Source organism: Ponticaulis profundi, assembly GCF_042659465.1.
GTDB lineage: Bacteria > Pseudomonadota > Alphaproteobacteria > Caulobacterales > Hyphomonadaceae > Ponticaulis > Ponticaulis profundi.
This window is the reverse complement of sequence record NZ_JBHSSW010000009.1, coordinates 349950-374994: the sequence shown is the minus strand read 5'-3', so window position 1 is coordinate 374994 and position 25045 is coordinate 349950. Positions and strand designations below refer to the sequence as shown.

Annotated in this window: 24 protein-coding genes; 6 read left to right on the top strand and 18 right to left on the bottom strand. The window is 56.8% G+C overall.

Annotated elements, in window-relative coordinates:
- Window positions 1-378: hypothetical protein (locus ACFQDM_RS09330; RefSeq protein ID WP_377378373.1), on the top strand; the 378-nt coding region annotated here is incomplete at its 5' end.
- 52 nt (window positions 379-430) lie between these two features.
- Here the strand turns inward: ACFQDM_RS09330 and ACFQDM_RS09325 are convergent.
- From ACFQDM_RS09325 to ACFQDM_RS09315, 3 genes are read right to left on the bottom strand one after another with little or no spacing between them, the layout of a single operon-like run.
- Window positions 431-1048 (bottom strand): cation transporter, encoded by a 618-nt coding sequence (locus ACFQDM_RS09325; protein WP_273280356.1) that lies wholly within the window; start codon window positions 1046-1048, stop codon window positions 431-433.
- On the bottom strand, window positions 1038-1628 hold the full coding sequence (locus ACFQDM_RS09320) for a methyltransferase family protein (protein ID WP_377378372.1): 591 nt from the start codon (window positions 1626-1628) through the stop codon (window positions 1038-1040). Before ACFQDM_RS09320 ends, ACFQDM_RS09325 begins: the two co-directional genes overlap by 11 nt.
- 41 nt (window positions 1629-1669) lie before the next feature.
- The gene (locus ACFQDM_RS09315) at window positions 1670-2314 is read right to left on the bottom strand and encodes a cation transporter (RefSeq protein ID WP_273280359.1); all 645 of its coding nucleotides are present in this window, start codon (window positions 2312-2314) and stop codon (window positions 1670-1672) included.
- Window positions 2315-2653: 339 nt separating this feature from the next.
- Between ACFQDM_RS09315 and ACFQDM_RS09310 the strand changes: the two genes are divergently transcribed.
- The 5 genes from ACFQDM_RS09310 (at window position 2654) to ACFQDM_RS09290 (ending at window position 9307) form a co-directional block, all read left to right on the top strand.
- On the top strand, window positions 2654-3118 hold the full coding sequence (locus ACFQDM_RS09310) for a MerR family transcriptional regulator (RefSeq protein ID WP_377378370.1): 465 nt from the start codon (window positions 2654-2656) through the stop codon (window positions 3116-3118).
- 79 nt (window positions 3119-3197) lie between these two features.
- The gene (locus ACFQDM_RS09305) at window positions 3198-3551 is read left to right on the top strand and encodes a hypothetical protein (RefSeq protein ID WP_377378368.1); all 354 of its coding nucleotides are present in this window, start codon (window positions 3198-3200) and stop codon (window positions 3549-3551) included.
- A 69-nt stretch (window positions 3552-3620) separates the two neighbouring features.
- On the top strand, window positions 3621-4916 hold the full coding sequence (locus ACFQDM_RS09300) for a TolC family protein (protein WP_377378366.1): 1296 nt from the start codon (window positions 3621-3623) through the stop codon (window positions 4914-4916).
- On the top strand, window positions 4913-6181 hold the full coding sequence (locus ACFQDM_RS09295) for an efflux RND transporter periplasmic adaptor subunit (RefSeq protein WP_377378364.1): 1269 nt from the start codon (window positions 4913-4915) through the stop codon (window positions 6179-6181). The genes ACFQDM_RS09300 and ACFQDM_RS09295 overlap by 4 nt, the downstream gene beginning before the upstream one ends.
- Window positions 6182-6193: 12 nt before the next feature.
- The gene (locus ACFQDM_RS09290; RefSeq protein ID WP_377378363.1) at window positions 6194-9307 is read left to right on the top strand and encodes an efflux RND transporter permease subunit; all 3114 of its coding nucleotides are present in this window, start codon (window positions 6194-6196) and stop codon (window positions 9305-9307) included.
- A 312-nt stretch (window positions 9308-9619) separates the two neighbouring features.
- On the opposite strand, the gene ACFQDM_RS09285 is transcribed toward ACFQDM_RS09290, so the two are convergent.
- The 15 genes from ACFQDM_RS09285 to ACFQDM_RS09215 all read right to left on the bottom strand — a co-directional run bounded on the left by ACFQDM_RS09285 (window position 9620) and on the right by ACFQDM_RS09215 (window position 25041).
- Complete coding sequence (locus ACFQDM_RS09285) at window positions 9620-9919, bottom strand: copper-binding protein (RefSeq protein WP_377378361.1); 300 nt, start codon at window positions 9917-9919, stop codon at window positions 9620-9622.
- A 193-nt stretch (window positions 9920-10112) separates the two neighbouring features.
- Window positions 10113-10613: a copper-binding protein gene (locus tag ACFQDM_RS09280; RefSeq protein WP_377378359.1), complete on the bottom strand. Its 501-nt coding sequence runs from the start codon at window positions 10611-10613 to the stop codon at window positions 10113-10115.
- A 94-nt stretch (window positions 10614-10707) separates the two neighbouring features.
- Entirely contained in the window at window positions 10708-10923 is a 216-nt protein-coding gene (locus ACFQDM_RS09275; RefSeq protein ID WP_377378358.1) for a hypothetical protein, read from the bottom strand.
- Entirely contained in the window at window positions 10920-14135 is a 3216-nt protein-coding gene (locus ACFQDM_RS09270) for an efflux RND transporter permease subunit (RefSeq protein ID WP_377378356.1), read from the bottom strand. The genes ACFQDM_RS09275 and ACFQDM_RS09270 overlap by 4 nt, the downstream gene beginning before the upstream one ends.
- Window positions 14132-15970: an efflux RND transporter periplasmic adaptor subunit gene (locus ACFQDM_RS09265; RefSeq protein ID WP_377378354.1), complete on the bottom strand. Its 1839-nt coding sequence runs from the start codon at window positions 15968-15970 to the stop codon at window positions 14132-14134. The genes ACFQDM_RS09270 and ACFQDM_RS09265 overlap by 4 nt, the downstream gene beginning before the upstream one ends.
- Window positions 15967-17181: a TolC family protein gene (locus ACFQDM_RS09260; protein ID WP_377378352.1), complete on the bottom strand. Its 1215-nt coding sequence runs from the start codon at window positions 17179-17181 to the stop codon at window positions 15967-15969. The genes ACFQDM_RS09265 and ACFQDM_RS09260 overlap by 4 nt, the downstream gene beginning before the upstream one ends.
- 69 nt (window positions 17182-17250) lie before the next feature.
- Window positions 17251-17664 (bottom strand): hypothetical protein, encoded by a 414-nt coding sequence (locus ACFQDM_RS09255; protein WP_377378351.1) that lies wholly within the window; start codon window positions 17662-17664, stop codon window positions 17251-17253.
- Window positions 17665-17724: 60 nt separating this feature from the next.
- Window positions 17725-18000, bottom strand: coding sequence for a metal-sensitive transcriptional regulator (locus ACFQDM_RS09250; protein ID WP_377378386.1), 276 nt, complete (start codon window positions 17998-18000; stop codon window positions 17725-17727).
- Between the two features lie 98 nt (window positions 18001-18098).
- Window positions 18099-18659 carry a DUF305 domain-containing protein gene (locus ACFQDM_RS09245; RefSeq protein WP_377378349.1) on the bottom strand — a complete coding sequence of 187 codons (561 nt, stop codon included), beginning with the start codon at window positions 18657-18659 and terminating at the stop codon, window positions 18099-18101.
- A 90-nt stretch (window positions 18660-18749) separates the two neighbouring features.
- Window positions 18750-19181 carry an ion channel gene (locus tag ACFQDM_RS09240; protein ID WP_377378347.1) on the bottom strand — a complete coding sequence of 144 codons (432 nt, stop codon included), beginning with the start codon at window positions 19179-19181 and terminating at the stop codon, window positions 18750-18752.
- The gene (locus ACFQDM_RS09235; RefSeq protein ID WP_377378345.1) at window positions 19178-20518 is read right to left on the bottom strand and encodes an APC family permease; all 1341 of its coding nucleotides are present in this window, start codon (window positions 20516-20518) and stop codon (window positions 19178-19180) included. Before ACFQDM_RS09235 ends, ACFQDM_RS09240 begins: the two co-directional genes overlap by 4 nt.
- Before the next feature lie 49 nt (window positions 20519-20567).
- Window positions 20568-22829: a copper-transporting P-type ATPase gene (locus ACFQDM_RS09230; RefSeq protein ID WP_377378343.1), complete on the bottom strand. Its 2262-nt coding sequence runs from the start codon at window positions 22827-22829 to the stop codon at window positions 20568-20570.
- A 17-nt stretch (window positions 22830-22846) separates the two neighbouring features.
- The gene (locus tag ACFQDM_RS09225) at window positions 22847-23899 is read right to left on the bottom strand and encodes an acyltransferase family protein (protein ID WP_377378341.1); all 1053 of its coding nucleotides are present in this window, start codon (window positions 23897-23899) and stop codon (window positions 22847-22849) included.
- Between the two features lie 2 nt (window positions 23900-23901).
- The gene (locus ACFQDM_RS09220) at window positions 23902-24345 is read right to left on the bottom strand and encodes a hypothetical protein (protein WP_377378339.1); all 444 of its coding nucleotides are present in this window, start codon (window positions 24343-24345) and stop codon (window positions 23902-23904) included.
- Between the two features lie 18 nt (window positions 24346-24363).
- Window positions 24364-25041, bottom strand: coding sequence for a DUF2231 domain-containing protein (locus tag ACFQDM_RS09215; RefSeq protein WP_377378337.1), 678 nt, complete (start codon window positions 25039-25041; stop codon window positions 24364-24366).
- Window positions 25042-25045: the final 4 nt, after the last annotated feature.

The following is a 25045-nucleotide window of genomic DNA, read 5'->3' as shown; positions in this document are numbered from 1 at the left end:
AGCCGGGAAACCGTTCAAAGTGGTCATCATCGCCCTCGCCAGACGCCTGCTCACCCGGCTCAACAGCATGGTCAAAGAGGATCGAAACTACCGGTTCAAACCACTTCCGTGCTAACAGTTGCTACATGGTGCGACTGGCGTTCCGCGATAATCTACGGCGCAATTGTCGCAACAGCTCATGGTAGTAGTTTCAATGCCGGTGAAACCAGCGTCGTGTTCATCAAGCTCAATAGCATACTGCAAACGCAAGTGATGATCGCCTCCAAGCGTCAGAAAACCTCGCGTTCGACGCGGAAAGTCACAAGAGCGGAGATAATCGGCATGGCCGTGCAAAGTCGCAAATCAAGATTGTTCAAAACAGTCCAGATTCGCAAGTGACGTGCCAGTCGGGCGGATGTAATCCGTACCCAAACAAAAGGGGATGACATCTCTAGTCGGCGCTTTGGGCTTTCGATGCCCGGTCTTTATCGGTCTGGGCGTCTTGCAAAATGTCCACGCCGCCATAAGCCGCTATTGCCGCAACGGCCAGACCAACGATCAAATCGGGCCAATTGGAGCCGGTCCAAAGGACGACCACTCCCGCGACAATAATTCCGCCATTTGAGATAAGATCGTTGAAGCTGAATGTTGTTGCCGCGCGCAGGTTCACGTCCTTGTGCTCGATTCTCTTCAGGAGCCAGAGGCAGATCAAATTTACGACAGCGGCTATCCCCGCCATGCCCAACATCACCAAGCCGAGCGGCTCGGACCCTTCGATAAACCGTCGAACGGCGTCGAACACCACACCGACTGCGAAGAGAAGCAGCATTATTCCCGAAAGACGCGCGGCGCTCCGTTTCCAAATCGCCGAGCGAGTTAGTGCAAGCAGACTCAACGCATACACAATTGCGTCCGATGAATTATCAAGTCCATTCGCAAGCAATGCATTCGAGTCGCCGGCCCAGCCGGAGGCAAAAAAGCCGATTGCTATCGCTACATTCAGCCATAGAACGATGTGCAGTGTCCTGCGCTTCTCTGCTGTATCGATACTTAGATTTTCACCGCTCATTGTCTTTGTCCTGCGCTTTAATCAGCCCCTGGCTGTGGATTGCGATGCGTGTTCTGTGAGGTCTGCCCACCTGCCTCTCGGCATAGGGATCAGGATGCCGAAAATCGGGGTCCGACTTGGGGGCCGCCATGGAGAGAGCGTCCTTCGCCAGATTCCGACGCCTGCGGAAAGTGAGCCATCGCCCGGTCCGTCGGCAATATTGCTCATACTGATCCCCAAATTTCCGCCGCAGAACCTGTTCTTCCGGAAAGATCTGCAATTTACTCAACGTGAAAACAAAGAGCGCAGGCATCATCAACGCCAGGATGTTGTTAGAATAGATCGCGATACCGGTGAGCTGGAGCGCGAAGGCGAGATACATCGGATTTCGCGTGAACTGATAAATGCCTGCCGTTACCAGTACGGCCGCGTTTTCAGGATTGATGGGGTCTACTGTCGTCGACGCGCGTTTGAAAGACGAGAGTGCCATGATCAGAACCGCTGTTCCAGAAACAAGACAAACAGTGCCGACGACTTTGCCTGTGACGCCAAGACCCAATCCAAACGATGGAATCAGGATGCTTGAAAGCCAGGCCAGCACACCAAAGCATGCGAGTATCAGGACAGGGGTTATACGGAGCGTCATGAAGGCGCCTTCGCTTCAGATACGTTTCTCCTGCGGGCTCCGGCGAGTTCGGACAAGGCTTGAGAGGAAATTGCCAAAGACGATTTGAGGAACAGTCCTGCAAGCGCGAAAGCAACGAGCAGATCGGGCCAGAACGAACCCGTGAGCGCAACCAGACCACCGGCGACGATGACGGCGACATTTCCGATCGCGTCATTGCGTGAGCAGAGCCAGACCGACCGGACATTGCTGTCACCGCTGCGCCACTGAAGAAGTATGAGAACACTTGATAAGTTGGCTGCCAGCGCGAGGACTCCGATGACGCTCATGGTCATGGCTTCCGGGGCCTGATCTGCGAAGACTCGAACCAAGGTAGAGATGAGAATGAAGCTCGCGATGATTGCCAACAAACCCGCCTTCAAGAGGGATGCTATCGATCGTACCGACACGCTCATTCCGATCACGGCCAGGCTGATGGTGTAGGTCGCAGCATCTCCACCGAAATCGAGCGCGTCAGCCTTGAGAGCCTGGGAGTTGGCAACATAACCTGCGGATAGTTCGGTTACGAACATTATGGCATTGATGGCCGTCACTGCGACAAGGGCACGCCGGTAAGCCCTGGATGTTCCGTCGAAGGATTTCTGGCCGCAGCACTCACTCATGATGCGCCTCCTCTTGGGAGGTCGATGAAGCGTGGCGTCGACGTCCGATATGTCCGGCAGGCCTCGCTATACTTGTCTTCCAGCCATGGTTCTTGTGCAGGGGACACCGTCGCAAGTGAGGCTGGGCGGGGGCTGTAATCGGAAGTGGATCCACCGACGCGGGTAACAGACACCATCCCGAGAACCTGACCATGTCAGCTAAATCGAGCAGAATGGACACGGCGGCTAATCCATCCAACCGAATGATAGGGGTTTGCTTTTCCATAGGCAGTTCGTTCTTGATTATCGAATGTGTCCTTCTAATTGCTATAGTAACTGTAGGGGCAAGAGGTTAGGTGAATGGCTTATCTGAGCATAGGACAGCTGGCGCGCCGTTCCGGCGTGAAAGTCACGACGATCCGATACTATGAAACGATCGGCCTTCTGGAAGAACCAGAAAGGACCGAAAGCGGTCAGAGAATATTTACCGACAGCGATGTGCAGCGTTTGTCATTCATCCGTCATACGCGGGATCTCGGATTTCCTGTTGAGGATGTGCGTGCGCTTGTTTCCCTGCAGGCAGATGCGGAGAAGGACTGTGCATCAGTCGATCGTATTGCCCGCCACCAGCTGGGAGCCGTGCGTCGCAGGCTGACAAAACTGGAGGCACTTGAAGCTGAACTGAAACGGATGATTGCGGCCTGTGAGGGCGGAACTGTCGCGAGCTGTTCGGTTCTGGCAGCACTTGGCGATCATGATGATTGTCTAGTCGGGGAACATGAAGGCGCAGAGCTCATGGCCGTACCTCCATCAAAAAGGTCTTGACCCTATAGTGACTGGAGGTGCTAAGGGATTTAGAGTAAGTGTTAACCAGATAGCCAGAAAAGCCTGAGACAATCCGAGAATGGACCTTATCGGCTGGATACGACCCATCAGAATGCTCATGGCGCTCGCCGTCATGGTTGCATTCGCTTTGGTCCCGCTATCTGCCGCCGCCAATATTGAGCATGCCTGCGATGAAGGCGGCATCGTCTGCAACGACCTGACAACATTGGATGTTGCGCCTGACGAGGCCCCTGATCACGAAGGTCATGACCATACAGCCCATCATTGCGGAAGTTGTCATGTTCACCTGATGGGTGGCGCCGCTGTCTCGATTGCCAATTCCAAAGAATTGTCCGGCCCCATCCCGATGCCGCTCAATGAGCGCTGCCCAGTTTCTGACCCGGACGGTCTCTATCGACCTCCCAAGGTCTGATTCAGCAAGTCGCGGCGGGTCGCTGACGCGGTCCTCCTTGTTGAATTCTAGAACTGGACAAGACACAAAATGAAAAGTCTATATCGCGGCGCATTGGCGTCGCTTGCCCTGCCGATTCTGGCGGGGGCGGCACAGGCGGAGCCATGCCTGCAGGTGCCTTCAACGACCGTCTCGACGGTTGAGCGTGGGCCTTTGACGCTGGAAGGCGCAGTATCGCGGGCGGGAAACGCCTCGCCGGAAGTGCTGCTGGCTGCACTCGAAGCGCGCGCAGCCTCGGCTGATGCCGATCAGGCGGGCCGCCGCCTGAATCCTGCCATCTCCCTGGAAACCGAGAACTTCGCTGGTTCAGGTGGCTTTCAGGGGTTTGACTCTTACGAGACCACACTCGCGTTCGAACAGACCTTCCGGCTGGGCGGCAAGCGCAGGCTATCGGAAAGAGCTGCCCGCGCAGATGCAGTGCGTGCACGCGCAGAGTGCGGTGTCCAGCGTCTCGAAGCGGAAGCCCTGGCAGGAGAGCTATTTCTCCAGCTTCAGGCCGCAATCGATCTTGCCGATGTCGCTGACTCATCGGCGGCACTCTCCGGCGAGTTCGTCGATATTGTTGCCAGGCGAGTGGAAGCGGGCGCCGGTGCCCCTCCGGAACTCGCTCGGGCCCGGGCCGAAGCCGCTGCATTGAAGGCTGTTGCGGACAAGGCACGAGGCGAAGTTGAAGCTGTCGCACTTGCGCTTGCTTCGATCTGGGGAAGCTCGTCAGTGGATTTCGAGCTTCCGGCAAGGCCCACAGACGACCCAGGCTCCGCCTTGCCACCTGAGAGAGCAAACATGTCGGGTCATCCCCGTCTGGACGCCGCTCGCGCCAATGCTGCAGCCCGGCTAGCGGCCACTGAACGCGCAAGAGCTGGCGCATGGCCGGATGTGACGGTAACGGCAGGTGTGCGGCGGTTTGAAGATACCGGCGACAGCGCCTTCCTTGCCGGGATCAGCCTGCCACTCCCAGTGTTTGACCAGAACCGCGACGCTACGCGGGCAGCAGGCATCAGGGCCGACGGGGCAGAGCTCAATGCCAGGGCCGTTGAAGCGCGCCTTCGGGCGGAGCAGGCAAGCCTGGTCGCCCGAATCCGTGCGGCTCAGCAAAGCTTTCAGCGCCTGAGAGATGAAGCTCTGCCGCTTGCCGAGGAAGCCTATGCCTCCGCGGCGGAGGGCTACCGGGTCGGTAAGTTTGATCTCACCACGACCCTCGATGCACGCCGTAGCCTGATTGAAACCCGCGCTGACGTCATTGCGTCGCAGCTCGTCCTTGAAACAGAAACCTTGCGGCTGCGCGCTCTGATCGGCGCAGCACCGTTTAACGGAGATACACAATGAACAGGAACTTATTATATGCGGCGCTCCTGACGCCTGCGCTCTTTTACATCACCGCATGCAGCGGTGATGCATCGGGGTCTGGACTACCGGCCGATCGTGAAGCTGGCCATGAAGACAGCCACGATTATGATGGGCGGCCGGATGAAGCTGGCCACGGCGATGAAGCCGGCGCGCATGACGAAACGGATGCCCACGATGAAGGGGATCATGTTGAACTCAGTCTGGATGAAGCGAAGGCGGCTGGCATCAGAACAGGAAAAGCGGAGACGGGCCGGATCGCGGGTGGGATTGAACTGCCTGCTGAAATCCGGTTCGACGCCGACCGGGTAGCGCGACTTTCTCCCAAGGTCGAAGGTGTTGTCTCCCGTCTCTACTCGGGAGAGGGCGATACCATCAAGGCCGGAGCTACTCTGGCGCTTCTGACGAGCCGCGAACTCGCGGGTCTCAAGGCGGACTTTCTCAATGCCCAGACAGCAGAACAGCTCGCAATGGCTGAACTGGAGCGAGAGGAACGGCTTTTTAAGCAGAACATCACAGCCGAGGCCGACGTCCAATCTGCCCGCGCTGCCTATGCGGCGGCCAACGCTCAGCTTGAAGCTTCCGAGAACAGGCTCCACGCTGTTGGGGTCGGGCATGAGGTTCTCGATCGATTGGATGACGTTGCAGACGGAGCTTTGTCCCACGCCTATGTGACGTCTCCCATTGCCGGAAAGATCATCCGGAGAACCGTTTCGCTGGGCGAAACGGTTTCAGCTGGAGATGATCCAATATTTGTGATCATCGACGACAGCGTCGTCTGGGCTGATATCGCCGTCTACAAGGAAAATCTCGGCGAAATAGATGTCGGACTTCCGGTCTCACTTCGACAGGAGACCGGCGAAACACTCGCTGACGGGGTGATTGCCACTGTCCTTCCCGTCATCGACGAGACTTCCCGCACAGCAACGGCACGCGTTGTCGTTGACAATAGCGAGCACCGTCTGAAGCCGGGCCAGTTCGTGACGGCGCACATCGAGACGGGTGGGACCGCAACGTCCGTTCGCGTCCCGTCGGGGGCTATCGTGGAAGTTGAGGGCACGCCCTCCGTCTTCGTCCCAACTGATGATGGATTCGAACCAAAGCGGATTGTGCCAGGCGACAGTGCAAATGGGTTCACACAGATTCTGTCGGGCCTCGAAGCGGGGGACGCGCTCGTCATCGAGGGCGCATTTACCTTGAAAGCCCAGCTTGAAAAAGACGCTTTTGGCGACGGCCACGCGCACTAGGAGACCAAGTAGATGTTTAACCTTATGCACCGACTCGCTGGTGGCCAGCTTCTTGCGGCCATTGCGGCGTTTGCCCTCGCAATCGGAGGATTGTTTGCTTTCCGAAGCCTTCCGGTGGATGCGTTTCCCGATCCTTCCCCGTCTCTAGTCCAGGTCTTCACCGAGACTGAAGGACTTTCACCCGAAGAGGTGGAGCGGTATGTCACCTATCCCATAGAAACAGCCATGTCTGGCCTGCCAAAGGTCGAGGAAATCCGTTCAACTTCGAATTTCGGTCTGTCTGTCGTCAATATCTATTTTGAGGATGGAACGGATGTCTATTTTGCCCGGCAAGTCGTCGGAGAGCGGTTGGGCGAAGCGGCGGAAGCGATTCCCCAGGGGTTTGGTACGCCCAAGATGGGCCCGATCTCGACCGGTCTCGGGATCATCATGTATTACCGCCTTGTCGATGAGACCGGCGAGCGATCGCTAGTAGAACTGCGCGAGATTGCAGACTGGATGATCAAATATCCGCTGCAATCGGTTGAAGGCGTGACTGAAGTCCTGTCACTGGGAGGGTTCGAGAAGCAGTATCAGGTTCGCCTTGATCCCGATCAGCTGACCTCATACCGCCTGTCCGTTTCAGAGGTGATCGCTGCGCTCGAATCGGCAAACCGGACTGCGGGCGCCCAGTTCATTGAAATAGGTGCAGAGCAATACACCGTTCGCGGCGTTGGCCTTGCTCGCACGCTCGACGATCTTCGCGAAACGCCCGTCAGAACGGTTGATGGCCGGACAATCCGGGTCCGCGATCTTGGCCAAGTGGAGATTGGAGGGGGCGTCCGGCAGGGTCTTGCGACCGCCAACGGAGAAGGCGAGGCCGTTGCTGGTCTTGTGCTCAAGCTTTACGGTTCAAATACGTCAGATGTCATTGAGAACGCCAAAACAAGATTCGATGAGATCAACGCCTCACTTCCGGCTGGCGTCAAGGCAATCCCCTATTACGATCAGGGCACGCTTGTCCGGAAAGCCGCGGCAACGGTAACAACGGCGCTGTGGCAAGGGGCTCTGCTCGTTGCAATTGTCGTGTTTGCGTTCCTGGGCGGGTGGCGGCCGAGCCTGGTTGTTGTGTTTTCCATTCCGTTCTCAGTTGGATTTGCCTTCATCGCGATGAACCTCCTGGGCATAGGTGCGAACCTGATGACGCTGGGCGGTGTCGCCATCGCAATCGGCATGATGGTCGATGGTGCGATCGTGATTGCGGAAAATGTTGATAGGAGCTTCAAGGAACGGCAAAGCGGCGAAGATGCTCGAACGACCGTGGCGCGAGCCAGCACCGAAGTCATCGCTCCCCTGATTGCAGCAGTCGCTGTCGTCATTATCGTTTTCCTGCCTTTGTTCTCGCTGCAGGGCACCGAAGGAAAGACGTTCCGCCCCCTCGCCGCGTCAGCTGCGCTGGCGATGACCGGGTCGCTTTTGTATGCAGCGTTGATTGCACCAGCCATGGCGCTCGGTCTGATGCGGCCTTCAGACAAGGCAGAGTCCGGCGCAGAAGGATGGTTGACGCGGTTTGTTAAACCGCTTGCGGCCTTCTTTGTTCGCCAACGGATGGCTGCGATCGGCCTGGCTTGTGCGTTGCTGCTCGCTGGCGGGCTGTCTGCGACACGGCTCGGGTCAGAGTTCACGCCCGCACTGGAGGAAGGCGATGTCCTGCTTCGGGTCACGATGGCACCCTCGATATCGCTGACTGAAGCCAAGGCTACTTCGACACGTATTGAAAGCCGGTTGCTCGAAGCCTTTCCGGAAATTGACTCAATAGTGAGCCGGATCGGGCGCGGCGAGGTTGGCGCACACGCTGACCCCGTCAACAGTATCGAGGCCTTTGTTGCGCTCAAGCCGAGAAGCGAATGGCGGGATGGAATGAGCCCGGATGAACTGCGTACCGCCATTTCGGACAATCTGGGTTCGTTTCCTGGTGTCCGCGTCAATGTCGGCCAACCCATTGCGATGTCGGTCGATGAGCTGCTCACGGGCACAAAGGCTCAGTTGGCGGTCAAGATATTCGGGCCGGACTCGGATGTCCTGCTGGACGGCTCTCAGAAACTGCAATCCATCCTTCAGGATGTTCCGGGTGCAAGTGATGTCCAGGCGGACCAGATTACCGGCGCGCCGCAACTTGTTGTATCGCTCAACCGGGTAGCACTCGGCCGTTATGGTCTCAGTATCGAAGACGCGCTGGAGGCCTTGCGATCAGGGGTTGGCGGCGCAGAAGCAGGTGCTGTGTTTGAAGGCGTGCGCCAGTTTCCGGTCGTCGTCCGCTTCGCGGAAGACGATCGAAACACGCCGGCAGCGATCGGCCGTATCATTCTCGAGTCCGAAAGCGGCGCACGTATTCCGCTGGAAAGCGTCGCTGAGATACGGGAAATCGTCGGACCGCGGCAAATCACGCGCGAGAATGGGGAGCGGTTCATCACCGTGCAACTCAACGTGCGGGGCAGGGACATCGGTAGCTATGTCAGCGAAGCCCAGAATGCGGTGGACGCGAATCTTGATTTGCCGGCCGGGTACCGGGTGGAGTGGGGCGGTCAATTTGAACTGCAGCGGGAAGCCAACAAGCGGTTCGCGGTCGTGATCCCGATCACGCTCGCCATCGTCTTCCTCATCCTTCTGCTGACATTCGGCCGCATGAAATCTGCCGTCCTGATCCTGCTCAACATCCCGCTCGCCCTGACTGGCGGCGCAATGGCGCTTTGGATCAGTGGTCTGCCTGTGTCTGTTCCGGCGACCGTCGGGTTCATCGCCCTTTTCGGGATCGCGCTTGGCAATGGCATGGTGCTCGTCAGTTTCATGGACGATTTCGCACGTGAAGGGCGGGATCGCGATGAGCTTGCAGTTGAAGCCGCCGGCCTTCGCGCAAGGCCGGTTCTCATGACGGCGCTGACGACCGCGCTCGGTTTGGCGCCCTTATTGTTCGCCACCGGCGTTGGTGCGGAGGTGCAGCGACCCCTGGCGACGGTGGTCATGGGCGGATTGGTGTCGTCGACCGTTCTTACGCTTCTGGTTCTGCCCGCGCTCCATCGCTGGTTCGCGCCGAAGCCGGAAAGCCATCATTCCATGCTGGAGGCACGCCATGTCCATGCTGAGTAAGAGGACGACGACTGCGGTTCTGCTTGCCGCGACTGGTCTGAGCGCCTGCGTCGCTGCGCCAGATTGGGTAAAACCAATGACGGCGGAACAAACGGATGCTGTTCGCGAAGCGTGTGGACCGATCCCCTCCCGCTCAAGAGTTCGCGCGGGCGGAGAAGCCAGATCTTTGAAATACAGGATGTGCAAGCAGCACGTGCTTGAAGATCCCTCGCTCTGATCTGAGATACGCGAACCCGAAGCCCGGCGACACCCGCGAGGTGTCGCCGGCGCCTTCACAAGTGGGCGACACTGACAGGTGGCATGCCGTCTATCTCAGAATGCGCCAAGGCAGTTCTCTTCCTCTGAGGACTTTCTGCAAATCTCCTGGATGCGGTAGGAGCCGTCGCGTCCGCGCTTGACCTCGAACATGACCACATCGCCTTCGGTGAAACCAGAAAGATCGGTGTCCCCCATCACCTCAAACCCCATCGTCATGGCGCCCATGTCGATGCCGTCGAAGGGGCCATGATCAATAGTCACAAAGTTGCGGTCTGCGCCGATAGACTCGATTGTCCCGGTAGCCTGCCCGACCCCGCCGTTCAGCACCGGTTCCTGTGTCGCATCTTCTGCCATGCTGTCTTGCGAGGCGTCCATCGATGTCGACGCGTCTTGCGCTGGAGGGGGGGAGTCTCCGCAGGCGGTCAGGAGCAATGCGACCGCTGCGAGCGGTAATGTAAAGAGGGGGGGCATTCCAAGATCCTTCTCTGTAAGCAATGAGGTCCTGTCCCATACTCGCGGATGGGACAGGACGCGCGGTGCCGTCCGACTAGTGGTCGGTGCCGTGATGATCTCCGTGCGACATGCTTTGGGTGTCGTCGCCGTGGGACTTGCCGTCACACATCATCATGTCGCCTGATCTCATGTTCTCCATCATGCTCTGCTTGAATTCCGCACGGTCGCCTTCAAACGGCATGAGCATGGCGATGGTCTGGTTGTTACCTTCTTCTTTGAGCATGAAGTGGACATTCGTCCCGGCACTGATTTTATCAAGATCGACCGTGTCCACGACTTGGAAATCCATCGTCATGGCGCCCCAGCCAAGCTTCTCGATGGGGTCATGGGTCATGTTGAGCCTACGGCCGTCAGCGTCGATACTATTGATGACACCATATCCCGGCGCCATGTCATCGCATGAGGCCATCATATCCATATCGTGCCCCTTCATCCCGTCCATCTTCATGTCGTGACCCTGGGCAAACGCAGATCCAAACAGGGTTGCAGACAGGGTGGCTCCTGCCAGAAGGATTTTCAGACTGGAAACTCGCATGTGTATTGTCCTTTGGTTTGAAAGTGTTGGCGCGTCTCTGGGAACGGCCCCCGTCATGCGCCGGGGCGGGGGAAGGGGTTGGATGGATAAGGGGCTATTTCGATCTCAGATACTTGATGAGAGCGGCGATCCCGAGGAGGAGGAAAAGCACGGCAAGCAGCATGAGGATCATGCCGAACAGCCCGCTGCCCATCATGCCGCCATCCATCATCATCCTGTCTGGTGCACGCTCCTGTGCGGCCGCTGGCTGGAGCGCTCCACCCATTAGTAATGGGATAACAAGCGATATTTTCGGTAAGCGTCTGGTCATGAGGTTTCTCCTTTGGGGGCGAATGAGCCGGACCGGTCATCCGGTTGGGCTGGGGGTCGATCAGATGGAAGCTGTAATCCGACCCGAATGTAATAGATGGCGGGGATCACGATGAGGGTGAGGACCAGCGTCGAGGCCATGCCGCCGATCATCGGCAGGGCGATGCGGCGCATCACATCGCTGCCCAATCCATCTGTCAGGAAAATTGGCGCGAGACCTGCAAAGATCGTTGTCACTGTCATCAATTTCGGGCGGACGCGCATGGCAGCCCCCTTGCTGACTGCCGCAAACAGGCCGGGCAAGTCGTCCGGCCTGGCCTTGCGAACTTCGCTGTCAATGTAGAGCAGCATGACCACGGCTGTTTCGACCGCGATGCCACCTAGGGCAATGAAGCCAACGGCAACTGCGACTGAGAGGTTGTAGCCAGCCAGCCAGACCACCCACAAACCACCAATCAGGCCGAAGGGCAGGCTCGCCATGATGATAAGTGTCCGGTCCAGCCGGCCAAAGTGGAGCATCAGCAGCAGGAAGATCAGCCCAACCGCAGCCGGAATGGCCACTCTCAGGCGGGCATTCGCCTCCTGCATCTGCTCGTACTGACCGGAAAACTCCACGGCGTAGCCGGGCGGAAGATCAACCGTAGAGGCGATCCGTTCGCGCGCTTCGGAGACGTAACTTCCTATATCGCGATCTGCAATGTCGACGAAGACCCAACCTGTGAGGCGCGCATTCTCCGACCGGATCATTGGCGGACCCTCCGTGTACGAAATAGAAGCCAATTCACCGATAGGGATGTGCGCGCCTCCTGGTGCTGGAACGAGGATGCGGTCAAGATCACCAGTGTCCTCACGGAACGGACGATCGTAGCGCAGCATGATATTGTAGCGTTCGCGACCCTCTACCGACTGGGCAAGGGACATCCCGCCGAGTGCGGTCTGCACGACCGACTGGAATGTTGCCATGTCGATTTCGCGCCGGGCGAGTTCAGCGCGGTCCGGCTCGATTTCGAGATACTTGCCGCCCATGACCCGGTCCGCAAAAGCGGATCGGGTGCCGGGAATATCCGTTGCGACCTGTTCGATCTGGCGGCTGATCGCCTCGATCTGATCGAGATTGTCTCCGGTTACCTTGATGCCCAGCGGTGTTCGAATACCGGTCGAGACCATGTCCATCCGGATCTTGATCGGATAACCCCAGGAGTTAACGAGACCCGGCATTTCAAGGCGCGCATTCAATTCGTCCGTGATGTCGTCAATTGTGATGCCGGGCCGCCATTCAGACTTGGGTTTCAGCCGGATCCAAGTTTCGATCATGGTAAGGGGGGCAGGATCGGTTGCGGTATCTGCCCGCCCGGCTTTTCCGAAAACCCGCTCGACCTCTGGCACTGTGGAGATGACCCGATTGGTCTGACCAAGGATTTCGCGCATCTTAGTTGATGAGGCGCCGGGCAAGGTTGTCGGCATGTAGAGAAGTTCGCCCTCGTAAAGGGCCGGCATGAACTCCGACCCAAGGCGCTGAATGGGCATGATGACGCTGGCCGTCAGCAGCACCGCCAATGCGATGGTGATCCACTTGAAACGCAAGGCAAGGTGCAGGATTGGCTTATAGGCCCAGACGAAGAAAGCATTCAGCGGATTGGCCTCTTCTCGCCTGAACCGTCCGCGCATCAGATACAGCATGAGCACGGGGACCAAGGTCACCGAAAGGATGGCGGCAAATGCCATCGCATAGGTCTTTGTATAGGCCAGCGGGCTGAACAGCCTGAAGCTTTGTCCCGTCAGCGCGAAAACGGGCAGGAAGGAAACGGTGATAATGAGCAGGGAAAAGAAAATCCCGGGGCCTACTTCCTTTGACGCCTCCACAAGCGCTTCGCGGCGAAGGGCGGGATCCGGTTTCGGACCGAGTTCGGATAATTTGCGGCTGGCATTTTCAACGAGCACGATGGAAGCGTCGACCATTGCGCCGATCGCGATGGCAATGCCGCCGAGCGACATGATGTTTGCAGTGACACCTTGCCAGGACATGATCAGGAAGGCGCCCAGAACGCCTAGCGGCAGCGTTATTATTGCGACCAGCGATGAGCGCACATGCAGCAGGAAAATCAGGATGACGAGGGCAACTGCGAGGCCTTCCTCCACCAGCTTATGCTTCAGATAGTCGACGGAACCTTCGATGAGGGGCGCGCGGTCGTAGACGGTGACGATCTCGACGCCTTCAGGCAGACCACGCTCCAGGCTGGCAAGTTTCGCCTTCACCCGTCCGATCACATCCAGCGCATTCTCGCCATCTCGCATGACGACGATGCCGGATACCGTCTCGCCTTCACCGTTGAGCTCAACGATACCACGGCGCAGTGCAGGTCCTTCGACGATGCGTGCAAGATCGCGCAGCTGAACAGGTGTGCCACTTTCGGATTTCAACACAACCTGTTCGAGATCTATACGGTCATCGACATAGCCGGACGAGCGGATGACAAACTCAGTCTCGCCCTGCTCAAGGACGCGGCCGCCAACCTCCCGCGAAGCTGCGCGAATTGCGTCGACCAATCTTGCGATGGATACATCGAAGCTGCGCAACCGGTTGGGGTCAATTAGGACCTGATACTCGCGCACGAATCCGCCAACCGAGGCAACCTCCGCAACCCCATCGACACCAGCCAGCTCCAGCTTCAGGAACCAGTCCTGCAAAGAGCGCAGCTCAGCAAGGTCCGTCCGGCCGGTCTTGTCGACGAGCGCGTACTGGTAAACCCAGCCGACACCTGTTGCGTCCGGCCCGATCTGGGGTACTGCGCCCTCCGGTAATTGTGAGCCAAGCCGCGACAGGGCTTCCAGCACGCGCGAACGCGCCCAGTAAAGATCAACATCATCTTCGAAGATGACGTAGACGAAACTGGTGCCGAACATGGACGAACCGCGAACATCCTTCGTGCGCGGCAGCCCAAGTAAATTGGTCGAGAGTGGATAGGTAACGAGATCCTCGACAATCTGCGGGCTCTGTCCGGGAAACTCGGTCCGGATAATGACTTGTGTGTCAGTCAGGTCAGGCACCGCGTCCAAGGGGGTGCGTTGAACGGCCATCCAGCCGGTCACCGCGAGCGCCGCGGCTAGCATCAGGACGATGAGCTGGTTCGTAACCGACCAGGAAATCAGTCCGGCTACCCAGGATTTCGACGGATCATTGCCGGCGAGCTGGTCTTTGTCCTGATGTGTCATTGGGGCGCCCCGTCATTTTTGAGGGCATTTGCACCTTTGCGATCGCCCGCGTCGCTCATCGGGTTGGGCCACGGCAGGCGGACGGCTGCGCCGTCGCCGTAAGGGTTCATGACCGGGGCACGGTCCTGCAGCCAGAGGCGTCCCGATGCCTCGTCTCGATGAAGCGTCAAACCGGCATTGCTGTAATGTTGTGGTGCGCCATTCAGGAGCCAGGGCTCCAGCGCTTTCACCAGTTGAGCGAGCGCGTCGGCGAGCTGCTGGCGGGATCCGGCCGCTTTTGCTGCCTCAAGCGCCGTCACGCTCCGCTCTATCACAGGCGTCAATCGCGTTGCAGCAAACTGGGAGGACAAGTCGGCCGACAGTGTCAGAGCGGGATCTACAAAGTAGGGGTCAATATCATATCCGTCCGTCACCGCTTCGTGAAAGTAGAGTGCCATATCGGTGAAGTGATCGAGCTTCGCGAGTGTCCCGGCATCCATCGGAAGGGCGTCCAGTGGGGTGTCAGGGCCAAAACCGGTCGAGCGAGACGGATCAAGCTTGGCAAGTCCTTCGCGCAGGCTGGCTTCGCTATCGAGAAGAAACTGGCCGCTCGCGACGACCTGTTCTCCAACACTCAGTCCAGAGAGGATTTCCGTCCGACCGCCTGCCGAAAGTCCGATCTTCACAGGTCGACTCGCGAAGCGGCCACGACCTTCGGCGATGACAACCCGTGCTCCGTCGCTGCCATACAGGATGGCCTCTGTCGGAACAGACAAGCGTTCTCCAGCCCCGAGGTCGAACGCAATGTCCGCATAGGCCCCAGGCCTCAGCATGCCGCCTTCATTTGCGAGTTCTATCCGCACCTTTCCGGTACGGGTTTGTGGGTCAATGGTCGGGTAGATGTAATCAATACGCCCACCGCTGTTTGCGTCTGGCGCGCTCGGAAAACGTAGGTCGACGGGTATATCTGTGTTGATAAGTGCAAGGTCGCTTTCAGGTATCGAGGCGATGACCCAGACGCCGGCATAGGATTGAAGGCGCATGATCGGCGTGCCGGGTTTGACATAGTCTCCGTTGCGGATCTGCAATTCGGCGACCGTGCCGCTTGCTTCAGCGTAAACCGGCACGCGTTCGATGATCTTGCCAGAGTCCTTGACCTGCTGAATGGCCGCGTCCTGCATGCCGAGCGAGCGCAGGCGCTGTGTGACAGACGCTATTCGCGCTTCATTTCCAATCTTGAGTGAATTGAGCAGATCTTTCTGCCCGGCCACGAGGTCCGGGCTATATATCCGGTACAGCAAACGACCGCGGTTTACAGTGTCACCAACAGCGTTGACGGAAAGGTTTTCGATCCAGCCCTCGAGCCTCGAGACAGCGGCGTTCTCCAGACGCTCATTTGTCTCGACAGTTCCAAAGGCGCGAAGTGTTTCTCCGAGCGGCGTCAGCTCCACAGGAGCGGTTCGGATCCCCATCGTCTGGACCATTTCCGGAGCAACGGTCACGCCGCCTCCAGCTGGCTCGGCATAGACGGGGATATAATCCATGCCCATGGAGTCCTTCTTCGGCACGGGCGACGTGTCAGGCTGCCCCATCGGATGCTTGTAATAGAGGATCTCACCCTTTGCCGGCGGCGCAGCGGACGCTGTGGCTGGCACAAGGTCCATGCCGCAGATCGGACACGATCCGTCCGGGTCGGTTGAAACGTAATGGGGGTGCATCGGACAGGTGTATTGCTGCACGGTCTCGGTCGGCCCATCGGTGCCCCCGACATGCGGAGTGGACGACGAGGGCTGCGCGCCACATCCTGCGAGCAAGGCGGCTGATGCGGCAAAGAGAATAAGAGCTGATTTGTTCATGGCTGCACCAAAAGCGCGTTCGATCGGGCCGTAGCGATGTCCCTGCGGGACTGCTCGGCCGCGATCTCCGATTTGAGTTTGAGAATGGCGATCTCGCCGTCGATAATGGGGGCATACCCGCCGACGCCTGATTCATAGATCGTCAGCTGCGCAGCGACTTCATCCTCGATCGCGCTGATCCTTGTCTGGATGACCGACATGGACCGTTCCGCGGATCGGATGGCGGCGTCGAGAGCTGAATATTGAACTGCAGCGGTCCGGGCCGCAGCCTGGTAGCGCTGCTCGGCGCTGGCCCGTTCAGCTTTGGCAGCGCGCAGCCTGGGCGCCTGTTTGCGCTCGGCCCAGATCGGTACCGTAAAGGTCACCATTCCCGAGACCCAGTCGTCGCCAGCGAACATGGCGCCTGCGTCCCGTTGCTGATAGGTGAGCTGAGCGCCCCACTCAGGCTTCCATTCCGACTTCGCCTCGTCGATCGCGTAATCGGTCACCTCGATTTCGCTCTCGGCAACACGCACGAGGTGAAAGTCGAGGGCGCGGCCCGACCACGGTTCAAGTGTCACTTGCGGATCAGTTCCGACGGGCACGAGCCCGACGAGATCGATGAAGCGGGCATTGATTTCGGCTTCCTGCTTGTCGAGGTCGACCAAGGTCCGGTCGACCTCCGTGCGTTCACCTTCGATCTCGGCCAGGCGATAGACGACGGGGCGCCCGGAATCGATTTCGGCTTCGGCGACATCGAGCAATTCATCATATTTTGCATTCCGGGCATTCGCGAGCGAGCGTTGCGTCTCGATCCGCCGTTTCTCGATCAGGAGCGCCAACAAATCGCTGCGGAGCGCGGCGTAACGAGCCTCCAATTGCGTGCTGGTCTGATCAGCCATGGCGCGCGCCTGGCCTGCCCGAGCTTCGCGCCCAGCCAGGTTCGGAAATTGTTGCCGGATGCCGACCGCCTTGTTGGTTGGCAGATACGCGTTGAACGAAGGATCATAGATCGGGAAGTTGTTGATCCCCAGCGAAACGACAGGATCAGGCAGGGCTATCGCGGCGACGGCGCGTTCTTCCTGGGCTGACGCGCGATAGTCCATCGCGATGAGGCTGGGGTGTCCGCGAAGTCTGGCTTCCAGATCTTCGAATGTCTGGGCTGTCGCGAATTGCGGCACCGCTGCAGCGATGCACATCGCGAACAGCGAATATCTGAATTGGGTAGGCAAGGTCGCGTCCTCTGAACTGGTTGAAAGGATGAGTGCGGCAGGCCATTCAGCCAGCCGGATTCATCGCTCTCAATTCAGGGCGCGTTGTTTCAGGGAAATTGGAGTTTCGGGCTGCAATACCGCATTGGGGGGTGGACCTGTCGAGCGCGACGGTCTTTCCGGCGGAAACGATACTGGAGCGGCTGCAAGAATGACTGGAAGAGCAGGCGCGGGATCAGCATTTGGTGCGATCGGCGTTGTTTCCGATTGCGCCTGAATGAGCATTGGCGCGCAATCAAACCCGGCAGGGCAGTCAGACGACGAATCCTGCTGGTGGTTATCCTGACCGGCAGCTTCCATCGCCATATCGTGACACGGATGCGCTGTGCTGATCTCGCTCGGCGCCGCAACGCCTGCCCCGGTCATGAGGGGACAGGCCAGCACCGGCTGTGCGACGATAAACGTCGCAGCAATCAGTGTCAGAAGGCGAGTCAGTATTGGCATCGATCGGTTTATTTAGACCAAAAACATAAAGAAGTTACTTCAAGACTTTGTGAGGGGTGTTCATTTCTTGCGCCCGCCAAGGACTGCAACCAGCTCTTCGACCTTTTCCCGCCGATCTTCGACGCTATCTCCCGTCAGTGCATGTTCAACACAGGTCGATATGTGATCGTCCAAAATAGTTGCTTCAAGACCGGTCAAGGCGGCCTTCACCGCCTGCACCTGCCGGATCACATCGATACAATATCGATCCTCGGCGATCATTTTGGATATCCCCCGGACCTGGCCCTCAATACGGGCCAGCCGCCGGGCTGCTGCGTCTTTTGTTTCGGTCTTCAACATTCAACAATACCCCATACAGGGTATCTATTTGGGAAGAAAGTTAAGATATTTCCAGTCTCTTTTGCAGAATCCTACTGTTCACCTTTATGCTAAGACTATTGCTCTGCTACTTCTGAGCCAGACGGGACGGCAGGGTCGAGTTCGCCCTCGAAAGGAGGCACGGGTCTGGCCGCTGCCTCGGCCTCTGTCGTGGCCGGACCGTTGGTAGCGATATCCCTGATCAACCAGTCCATCTCCTTTATCTCACGGCGCTGAGCCTTGATGATTTCATCAGCGAGCTTGCGAACACGCACGTCTTTAATTCCAGCCCGTTCGCTCGTCATGATAGCAATTGAGTGGTGCGGGATCATCGCTTTCATGTAAGAGCGATCCTCGACCGTCGCCTGGCTGCGCACAAGCCACAGGGCAAGCAGGAAAACGAGGGCGGAACCGCCAAAGATCGCGAGATTGATCCGGCTATCCTTGTACATGCTCAGCATGAAGCTCAACATGACCACCGCCATGCCAGCGCCCATTATAAAGGTCATATAAAAGCGCGTTTCACTCCACCGCACGTGCTCAAGGGCGTAGGTGTTGAGATACATCAGTCCAAACATCACAATCATCGACGTGCCGATCATTGCGCCGAACTTCCAATAGTTGCTTTTGCTTTCCATCTTATGCGTCCTCCTTATACGGCGGTGGGGTATATGAAGGTTGAAACGGAGCGGGCTGACCAATGTTCCGTGAAAAATTAGAACGCAACGTCAGCTATTGCCTGGCTGGCTAAAATTTTTGTGCATCAGAACGAACACCAGCGAGGCTGAGCAGGAGATGAGCAGAAAACCATTCAGGGATTCCAGCCCAGCCATAAATCTCGAATGTCCCGTGGGGTAGATGTCACCAAGGCCGAGCGAAGTGTAATTGACCAGAGAAAAATAGAAGATGTCCATGAAACCATCGCTGTCGCCTCCCTTGAATCCGCCTAGTCCAGTAGCGTCCATGACGGCAAAGCTGAGTGCGTAAAGCATGGCTTCGAGAAGGTGAGCAGCTCCTGCGCCGCAGATGCCAGCCAGCACTGCCGAATACCCCGGCTTCATTCGCGCCGTGATTACCCCGTGCAGCCGGGTCAGCGCAAAATAATGGACCGTACTTGCGAGGCAGAATGTGAGAATGCCGATGAGAATGGACCCGGTCACGACGGTTTCATGTGATCGTGCGGCGTACTTTGATCAGACCTTTGGCTTCGCAAGTGACGAAGGAAGAATCGTTCGAAAGCGAACACGATCACCATGCCGACAATCGCAATGACGATGATCATAGGGTCGGCCTGCCATTTCAGCACTATGAAAGCAGACAGCGCGATCACATCCAGGCCAATGGCGACAAGAAGCACAATCGGTGAAGCCTCAACCTCTTTGCGGAGATACCGGAACACGCCCCAATGGATCATAATATCCATCACAAGGTAGAAAATCGCACCGAGTGAAGCGATACGGCTCAAATCAAAAAACACGGCAAGGAGCCCCGCAATTACTGCGGTATAAACGAGTAAGTGCTTCTGAATGGGACCTGGCATGCCGAAATGACTATGCGGGATCAGCTCCATATTCGTCAGCATGGTCAACATGCGGGATACAGCGAACAAGCTGGCTAACAACCCTGATGCTGTTGCGATCATCGCAATCGCAACGGTGAACCATAAACCGTAATTGCCCAGCGCAGGTTTTGCGGCCTCGGCTAATGCATAGTCTTTCGCTTCAACGATTTGCGAAACACTGAGTGTTGCCCCAACGGCGAGACACACGAGCAGATAGACAACCGTACAGATCGCCAATGAGATCATGATTGCTCGGCCAACATTCTTGTTCGGGTCTTTCACCTCGTCGCCGCTATTGGTGATGGTCGTGAAGCCTTTATAGGCGAGGATTGCAAGAGCGACCCCGGCAAGAAACCCGCCAGCAGATGTCTTGTCGGCCAGGCCATTCTCCATGGGCTGGAAACTGAAGCCACCAGCCCAGAGCGCGATCACGGCGAATACCAGAATGCCGCCAATTTTCAGAAATGCCGTCACCTTGGACACACTGCCAATAACATTGTTTCCGGCGATATTGACCAGAAAGGCCAGCAAGATCAGGCCGACCGCCAGAATGGGAACCCAAATTCCTCCTTCAATGCCAAATATCTGGAGCGTGTAGGTGCCGAACGTCCGCGCCACGAGGCTTTCATTGATGATCATGGAAAAAGCCATGAGCAGCGCCGCACCGCCTGTGATCATTGACGGCCCGTAAGCCTTCTTCAGAATCATAGCAATGCCGCCAGCGCTCGGAAACTTATTCGATACCTTGATGTAGGAATATGCACTGAAGCCGCTGATGATCGCGGCAAGCAGGAAAGCAGCAGGATATAAGTCACCGGCAAACTCTGCGACTTGTCCGGTGAGCGCAAATATGCCCGCGCCGATCATGACACCAGTGCCCATGGCCACGGTGCCCGCGAGAGTCAAAGACCCTTTTTTGTAGTCGTCATGCTGCATTCTTATGTCCAATCTGCGGAACCAGTTCTGATCCCGCGCTCATCGAGTTTTAAAGTTTCAGGGATCGCAGCCGCAACGCGTTGCCGATGACCGAGACTGAACTCAAGCTCATGGCGGCGGCAGCGATCATGGGTGACAGAAGTAGCCCGAAAATCGGGAACAATACTCCAGCCGCCACGGGGATGCCGAGTGTGTTGTAGCCAAACGCAAAGACCAGATTTTGGCGGATATTGCGCATGACAGCCCGAGACAACTCAAGTGCCTGAGCTACACCGGTCAGGTCTCCGCGAACCAAGGTGACCCCAGCACTCTCGATGGCAACATCGGTGCCCGTTCCCATGGCGATCCCGATATTAGCCTGTGCAAGAGCAGGTGCATCATTGATACCGTCTCCGGCCATGGCAACAATTGCACCGCTATCTTGGAATTCACCAACGATGCGGTGCTTATCTTCTGGCGAAACATCGGCCCGCACGTCGTCAATGCCAACTTTCTGGGCCACTGCCCTTGCCGTGGTTTCATTGTCGCCGGTCAGCATCACAATCTTCAACCCATCTGCTTTGAGCCGTGAAATCGCATCAATCGTTGTCGATTTGATCGGGTCTGCAACGCCAATAAACCCTGCAAACGCACCATCAATTGCAGACAGCATTACAGTCTGGCCATCCGCACGAAGAACGTCAGCTTCCCGGCCGATCTCTTCACTATATACGCCAAGCGTTCGCATAAGTTTCGCGTTGCCAATGGCGACTTTCCGTCCATCGACTTCTGCTTCAACACCTTCACCGGTTGTGGAGGAGAAATTCGAAGCGTCAGAAAGCTTCAGGCCACGTTCGCTTGCTGCGTTGACGATGGCTTGTGCGAGGGGGTGTTCGCTGGAGGTTTCTACGCTCGCAACGAGCTGGAGCAACGTGTCTTCCATCATGTCGTCGGATGGCTTGAGGCTTTGAAGCTTTGGTTTTCCTTCGGTAAGAGTGCCTGTTTTATCGACAATAAGTGTGTTGACCTTCTCAAAAGTCTCAAGAACCTCGGCGTTCTTAATGAGGACACCGAGCTGCGCACCTTTTCCGGTGCCCACCATAATCGACATCGGGGTGGCAAGACCAAGTGCACATGGACAGGCAATGATCAGGACCGCCACTGCGTTCACGATTGCAAACGCCATCGCGGGTTCAGGGCCAAAGATTGCCCAAACAATAAAGGTCAGAATAGCCGTCAGGATGACAGCAGGCACGAACCAGGATGACACAATATCGACCAGTTTCTGGATGGGAGCACGGCTCCGCTGAGCTTCAGAAACCATTCGCACGATTTGAGATAGCATGGTGTCTTCGCCGACTTTAGCGGCTTGAATGATCAGCATGCCCGTGCCGTTTACGGTTCCGGCTGTGACCTGACTTTCAGCGTGCTTTTCAACCGGCATTGGCTCTCCGGTGATCATGCTTTCGTCTACAGAAGAACGGCCTTCCAGCACCGAGCCATCAACGGGAAGTTTTTCCCCCGGACGCACGCGAATCTTGTCGCCCTGTTTTAAAGCTTCGACTGGAACCTCTTTTTCTTCACCGTTCTCACCGATGAGGTTTGCGGTTGGCGGCGCGAGTTCAAGCAAGGCTCTGATCGCGCCCGATGTCTGAGACCTGGCACGGAGTTCGAGCACTTGTCCCAACAACACTAGCGCTGTGATCACTGCCGCTGCTTCGAAATAGACGGGAACATTTCCGCTATGATCACGGAAGGTTGGCGGAAAAATTTGAGGGAAGAATAGCGCGACGAGTGAATAAACAAACGCAACCGACACGCCGAGACCGATCAGAGTGAACATATTCAGATTGCCGCTGCGAACAGATTGCACCGCGCGGACCATGAAGGGATAGCCACCCCACAAGACGACCGGCGTCGCCAAGATAACCTGGAACCATTTATTCCAGTCGCCGGAGAAAACATGTCCGAAAGCTGGGATCATTTCCCCCATGGTAATGACGAGCAGTGGAAACGCGAGGAACGCGCTCACCCAGAACCGTCTGGTCATGTCTTTTAATTCACTGTCATCCTCGGGTGTGGCACTGAGCGTCTCGGGTTCGAGTGCCATGCCGCATATGGGACAACCCGAGTTCCGTACATCGCGGACTTGCGGGTGCATTGGGCAGGTCCAGACCGTGCCTGTATAGCCAGATGGTACTTTATCATACTTGCCATCTGCGCCTGCGCTCTTCTGTTCAGGATCGGTGGAACAGCAAGAGTGGTCGTGGTGATGGTGATGCTCGTGATTGTGATGATCGGTCATGGTCGCCTCAAGTTTCTTAAAATACATATACCCCCTATAGGTATTTATTCAATACGTCGCACCTTGAACTTAAGTGATGGCTTTTCTACGAAATGCCACGAAATGGCAGAAACGATGATGATAAACGGGAGCCCGATCAGGAATAACGTCGGCGCATTCGTGAGAGAAAACGTGATTGCGAGGCTCTGCATGACCGGGAAATGCCAGATATAAATACCGTACGAGTAATCAGGAATTTTGGCGATCCGTGCGTTTGCTGACCGTACCAATCCGGCGCGCATCATGATCAATGCAATCGCGATGTTAGCGAATAGTTCGCCTAAGAACGACCACCCAAATACCGCGAACAAGACGACTGAACAGCCTAGGCTCCATAGAGGAGGATGTCTTAAAACCGGAAAATACCAGAGACACATACCCATCAGGAAAGTGCTCATGAAGCGAAGCAATGAAATTACTCCACCCGGAATGGACAGATTCTGTTGCTGCAGGACTGGGGTCGCCAGATACATTATCTGAACCAGCAAAAAAGCGATTAAAACGCTGCGCGCTGACCGAAGCACACCGACAAAGAATGCGGCACCGGCTAAAATATACGCAAGAACTTCATATCTGATAGTCCAGAGCGCGCCATTAAAGTGAGGGTCTGATGATGCGTGGAACACCCCTCCAGGCCTACCCAAAGGGTCACCCATCGCGAGCGTTTTTGCGACATAAGCCCAAGGCTCACTCTGCGTCAGGTAATCAAAGCCGGTCTTTTCACCGTAAACTGGTCCAAAGAACAGGATGAGTGCAATTAGAAGCACAATGAGTGCGGGCGCTATCCGCAACAACCGTGAGATAATGTATGGCAGAAGTTGGGGGCGTGTGTTCAGACTCTTTGATATCAGCAATCCCGACAGAATAAAAAAGCCATTCACTGAGAGATAGCTCAGGGTCCACTCATGTATACGGGTTACTTCATAACCCGTCGTAATCATGAAGGCATGACCTATCACCACGCCAAGTGCCAGAGCCCATCGGAGCAATGTGAAGTAATTTGCTCCAAAGAGCGGGTCCGTTTCCGGTCCCGCTCCCGTGGCCAGTGTCGCCGTCAATTTCACACGCCCATATGGGTGTGCAGATTGTGTTCAGACTCGAAGTAATAGACATTCCCGTCTGCATCAGCGCCGATGACTGCTGTCGCCTTGTCGACTTCAGCGCCGCTGACAGGGTCTGTCGCCGTTCTCAGGCTGGCATCAGATTCAAGGCGGTCTTTGCACATTGGGCAGCAGCCGTAATAGGTCTTTCCATCGACTTCGACAGCGATCTGATCTTTGTCGAAAGCCATATCGTTGACCATGCAGACTTTGGAGGCTTCAACCTGCCGCACACTTGGCATAGCCTCTCGCTCACCGTCCTCTGCAGCATGGCCCATGTGCTCGCCATGCATACCGCCCTCCATATGGGTCATGTCATGTCCCGGCATATGTTCATGTTCCTGTGCGAGGACAGGCGTTCCAAACAGTGCTGAGATAGCGATAATCGTCATGAATTTTTTCATTGTCGTGTTTCCTTTCTTTTAGTGTGAGTGATCATGATCATCGTGGTCGTGATCATCATGATTGTGGGGTTCAGACTCCATTGGTATGTTCGATGGAGTATTCGTTGGTTCCGTCGTGACACCTGACATGTCATCTTCAAGCATGACGTCATGCTCATCTGAGTCATGGTGGTCGTTTGCTTCGCCGTGGTCGTGATCATCTCCGCCATGGTGATGACTGCCATGGCTTCCATCGCCTTCGACTTGCGGGAGGGAGATGACGCCCAGCCCGTATCGATAGACTGCTTCGCCGCCTTTAAACGCCGTGACTGTGAGCAAACCTGCTGCTGCAAGCGTTGCAATCAGAAAGAGCCAGCTACGCCGGAAGCCTGATTTTTTCGCTCCGAAGCCCGCCCAGATGGCCAGTGCAATCCATACACTGGCCGTTGGAAGCGCCCAATTTCGGTGATCCGTCATCGCCGCGTGCGATGGGCCGTCATGTGCAACGGTATTGTACGCGTAAAATCCGGCAAGCACGGTGATGAGCGAAAAGCCTGCACCCAGCCAGAGATTGACGTGCGCAGTCCCGCTCAAAATCTCCGACCATCGCGATTTGCCTGAGACTGTGGTTATCACAAACAACAGCGTAGCAATGAGCAGGAGCGCGACGGTGAAGTGTACGAACAAAGGGTGCCAGTTTGGAATGATCTCAATCATATTG

Excerpts from the sequence above, each read along its gene's own strand:
- ACFQDM_RS09215 (WP_377378337.1), bottom strand. The coding sequence starts at position 25,041 with ATGATTGAGATCATTCCAAACTGGCACCCTTTGTTCGTACACTTCACC.
- ACFQDM_RS09280 (WP_377378359.1), bottom strand. The coding sequence starts at position 10,613 with ATGCGAGTTTCCAGTCTGAAAATCCTTCTGGCAGGAGCCACCCTGTCT.
- ACFQDM_RS09300 (WP_377378366.1), top strand. The coding sequence starts at position 3,621 with ATGAAAAGTCTATATCGCGGCGCATTGGCGTCGCTTGCCCTGCCGATT.
- ACFQDM_RS09230 (WP_377378343.1), bottom strand. The coding sequence starts at position 22,829 with ATGTATTTTAAGAAACTTGAGGCGACCATGACCGATCATCACAATCAC.
- ACFQDM_RS09270 (WP_377378356.1), bottom strand. The coding sequence starts at position 14,135 with ATGACACATCAGGACAAAGACCAGCTCGCCGGCAATGATCCGTCGAAA.
- ACFQDM_RS09310 (WP_377378370.1), top strand. The coding sequence starts at position 2,654 with ATGGCTTATCTGAGCATAGGACAGCTGGCGCGCCGTTCCGGCGTGAAA.
- ACFQDM_RS09295 (WP_377378364.1), top strand. The coding sequence starts at position 4,913 with ATGAACAGGAACTTATTATATGCGGCGCTCCTGACGCCTGCGCTCTTT.
- ACFQDM_RS09290 (WP_377378363.1), top strand. The coding sequence starts at position 6,194 with ATGTTTAACCTTATGCACCGACTCGCTGGTGGCCAGCTTCTTGCGGCC.
- ACFQDM_RS09275 (WP_377378358.1), bottom strand. The coding sequence starts at position 10,923 with ATGACCAGACGCTTACCGAAAATATCGCTTGTTATCCCATTACTAATG.
- ACFQDM_RS09305 (WP_377378368.1), top strand. The coding sequence starts at position 3,198 with ATGGACCTTATCGGCTGGATACGACCCATCAGAATGCTCATGGCGCTC.
- ACFQDM_RS09315 (WP_273280359.1), bottom strand. The coding sequence starts at position 2,314 with ATGAGTGAGTGCTGCGGCCAGAAATCCTTCGACGGAACATCCAGGGCT.
- ACFQDM_RS09220 (WP_377378339.1), bottom strand. The coding sequence starts at position 24,345 with ATGAAAAAATTCATGACGATTATCGCTATCTCAGCACTGTTTGGAACG.
- ACFQDM_RS09265 (WP_377378354.1), bottom strand. The coding sequence starts at position 15,970 with ATGAACAAATCAGCTCTTATTCTCTTTGCCGCATCAGCCGCCTTGCTC.
- ACFQDM_RS09245 (WP_377378349.1), bottom strand. The coding sequence starts at position 18,659 with ATGGAAAGCAAAAGCAACTATTGGAAGTTCGGCGCAATGATCGGCACG.
- ACFQDM_RS09235 (WP_377378345.1), bottom strand. The coding sequence starts at position 20,518 with ATGCAGCATGACGACTACAAAAAAGGGTCTTTGACTCTCGCGGGCACC.
- ACFQDM_RS09285 (WP_377378361.1), bottom strand. The coding sequence starts at position 9,919 with ATGGCAGAAGATGCGACACAGGAACCGGTGCTGAACGGCGGGGTCGGG.
- ACFQDM_RS09325 (WP_273280356.1), bottom strand. The coding sequence starts at position 1,048 with ATGAGCGGTGAAAATCTAAGTATCGATACAGCAGAGAAGCGCAGGACA.
- ACFQDM_RS09255 (WP_377378351.1), bottom strand. The coding sequence starts at position 17,664 with ATGCCAATACTGACTCGCCTTCTGACACTGATTGCTGCGACGTTTATC.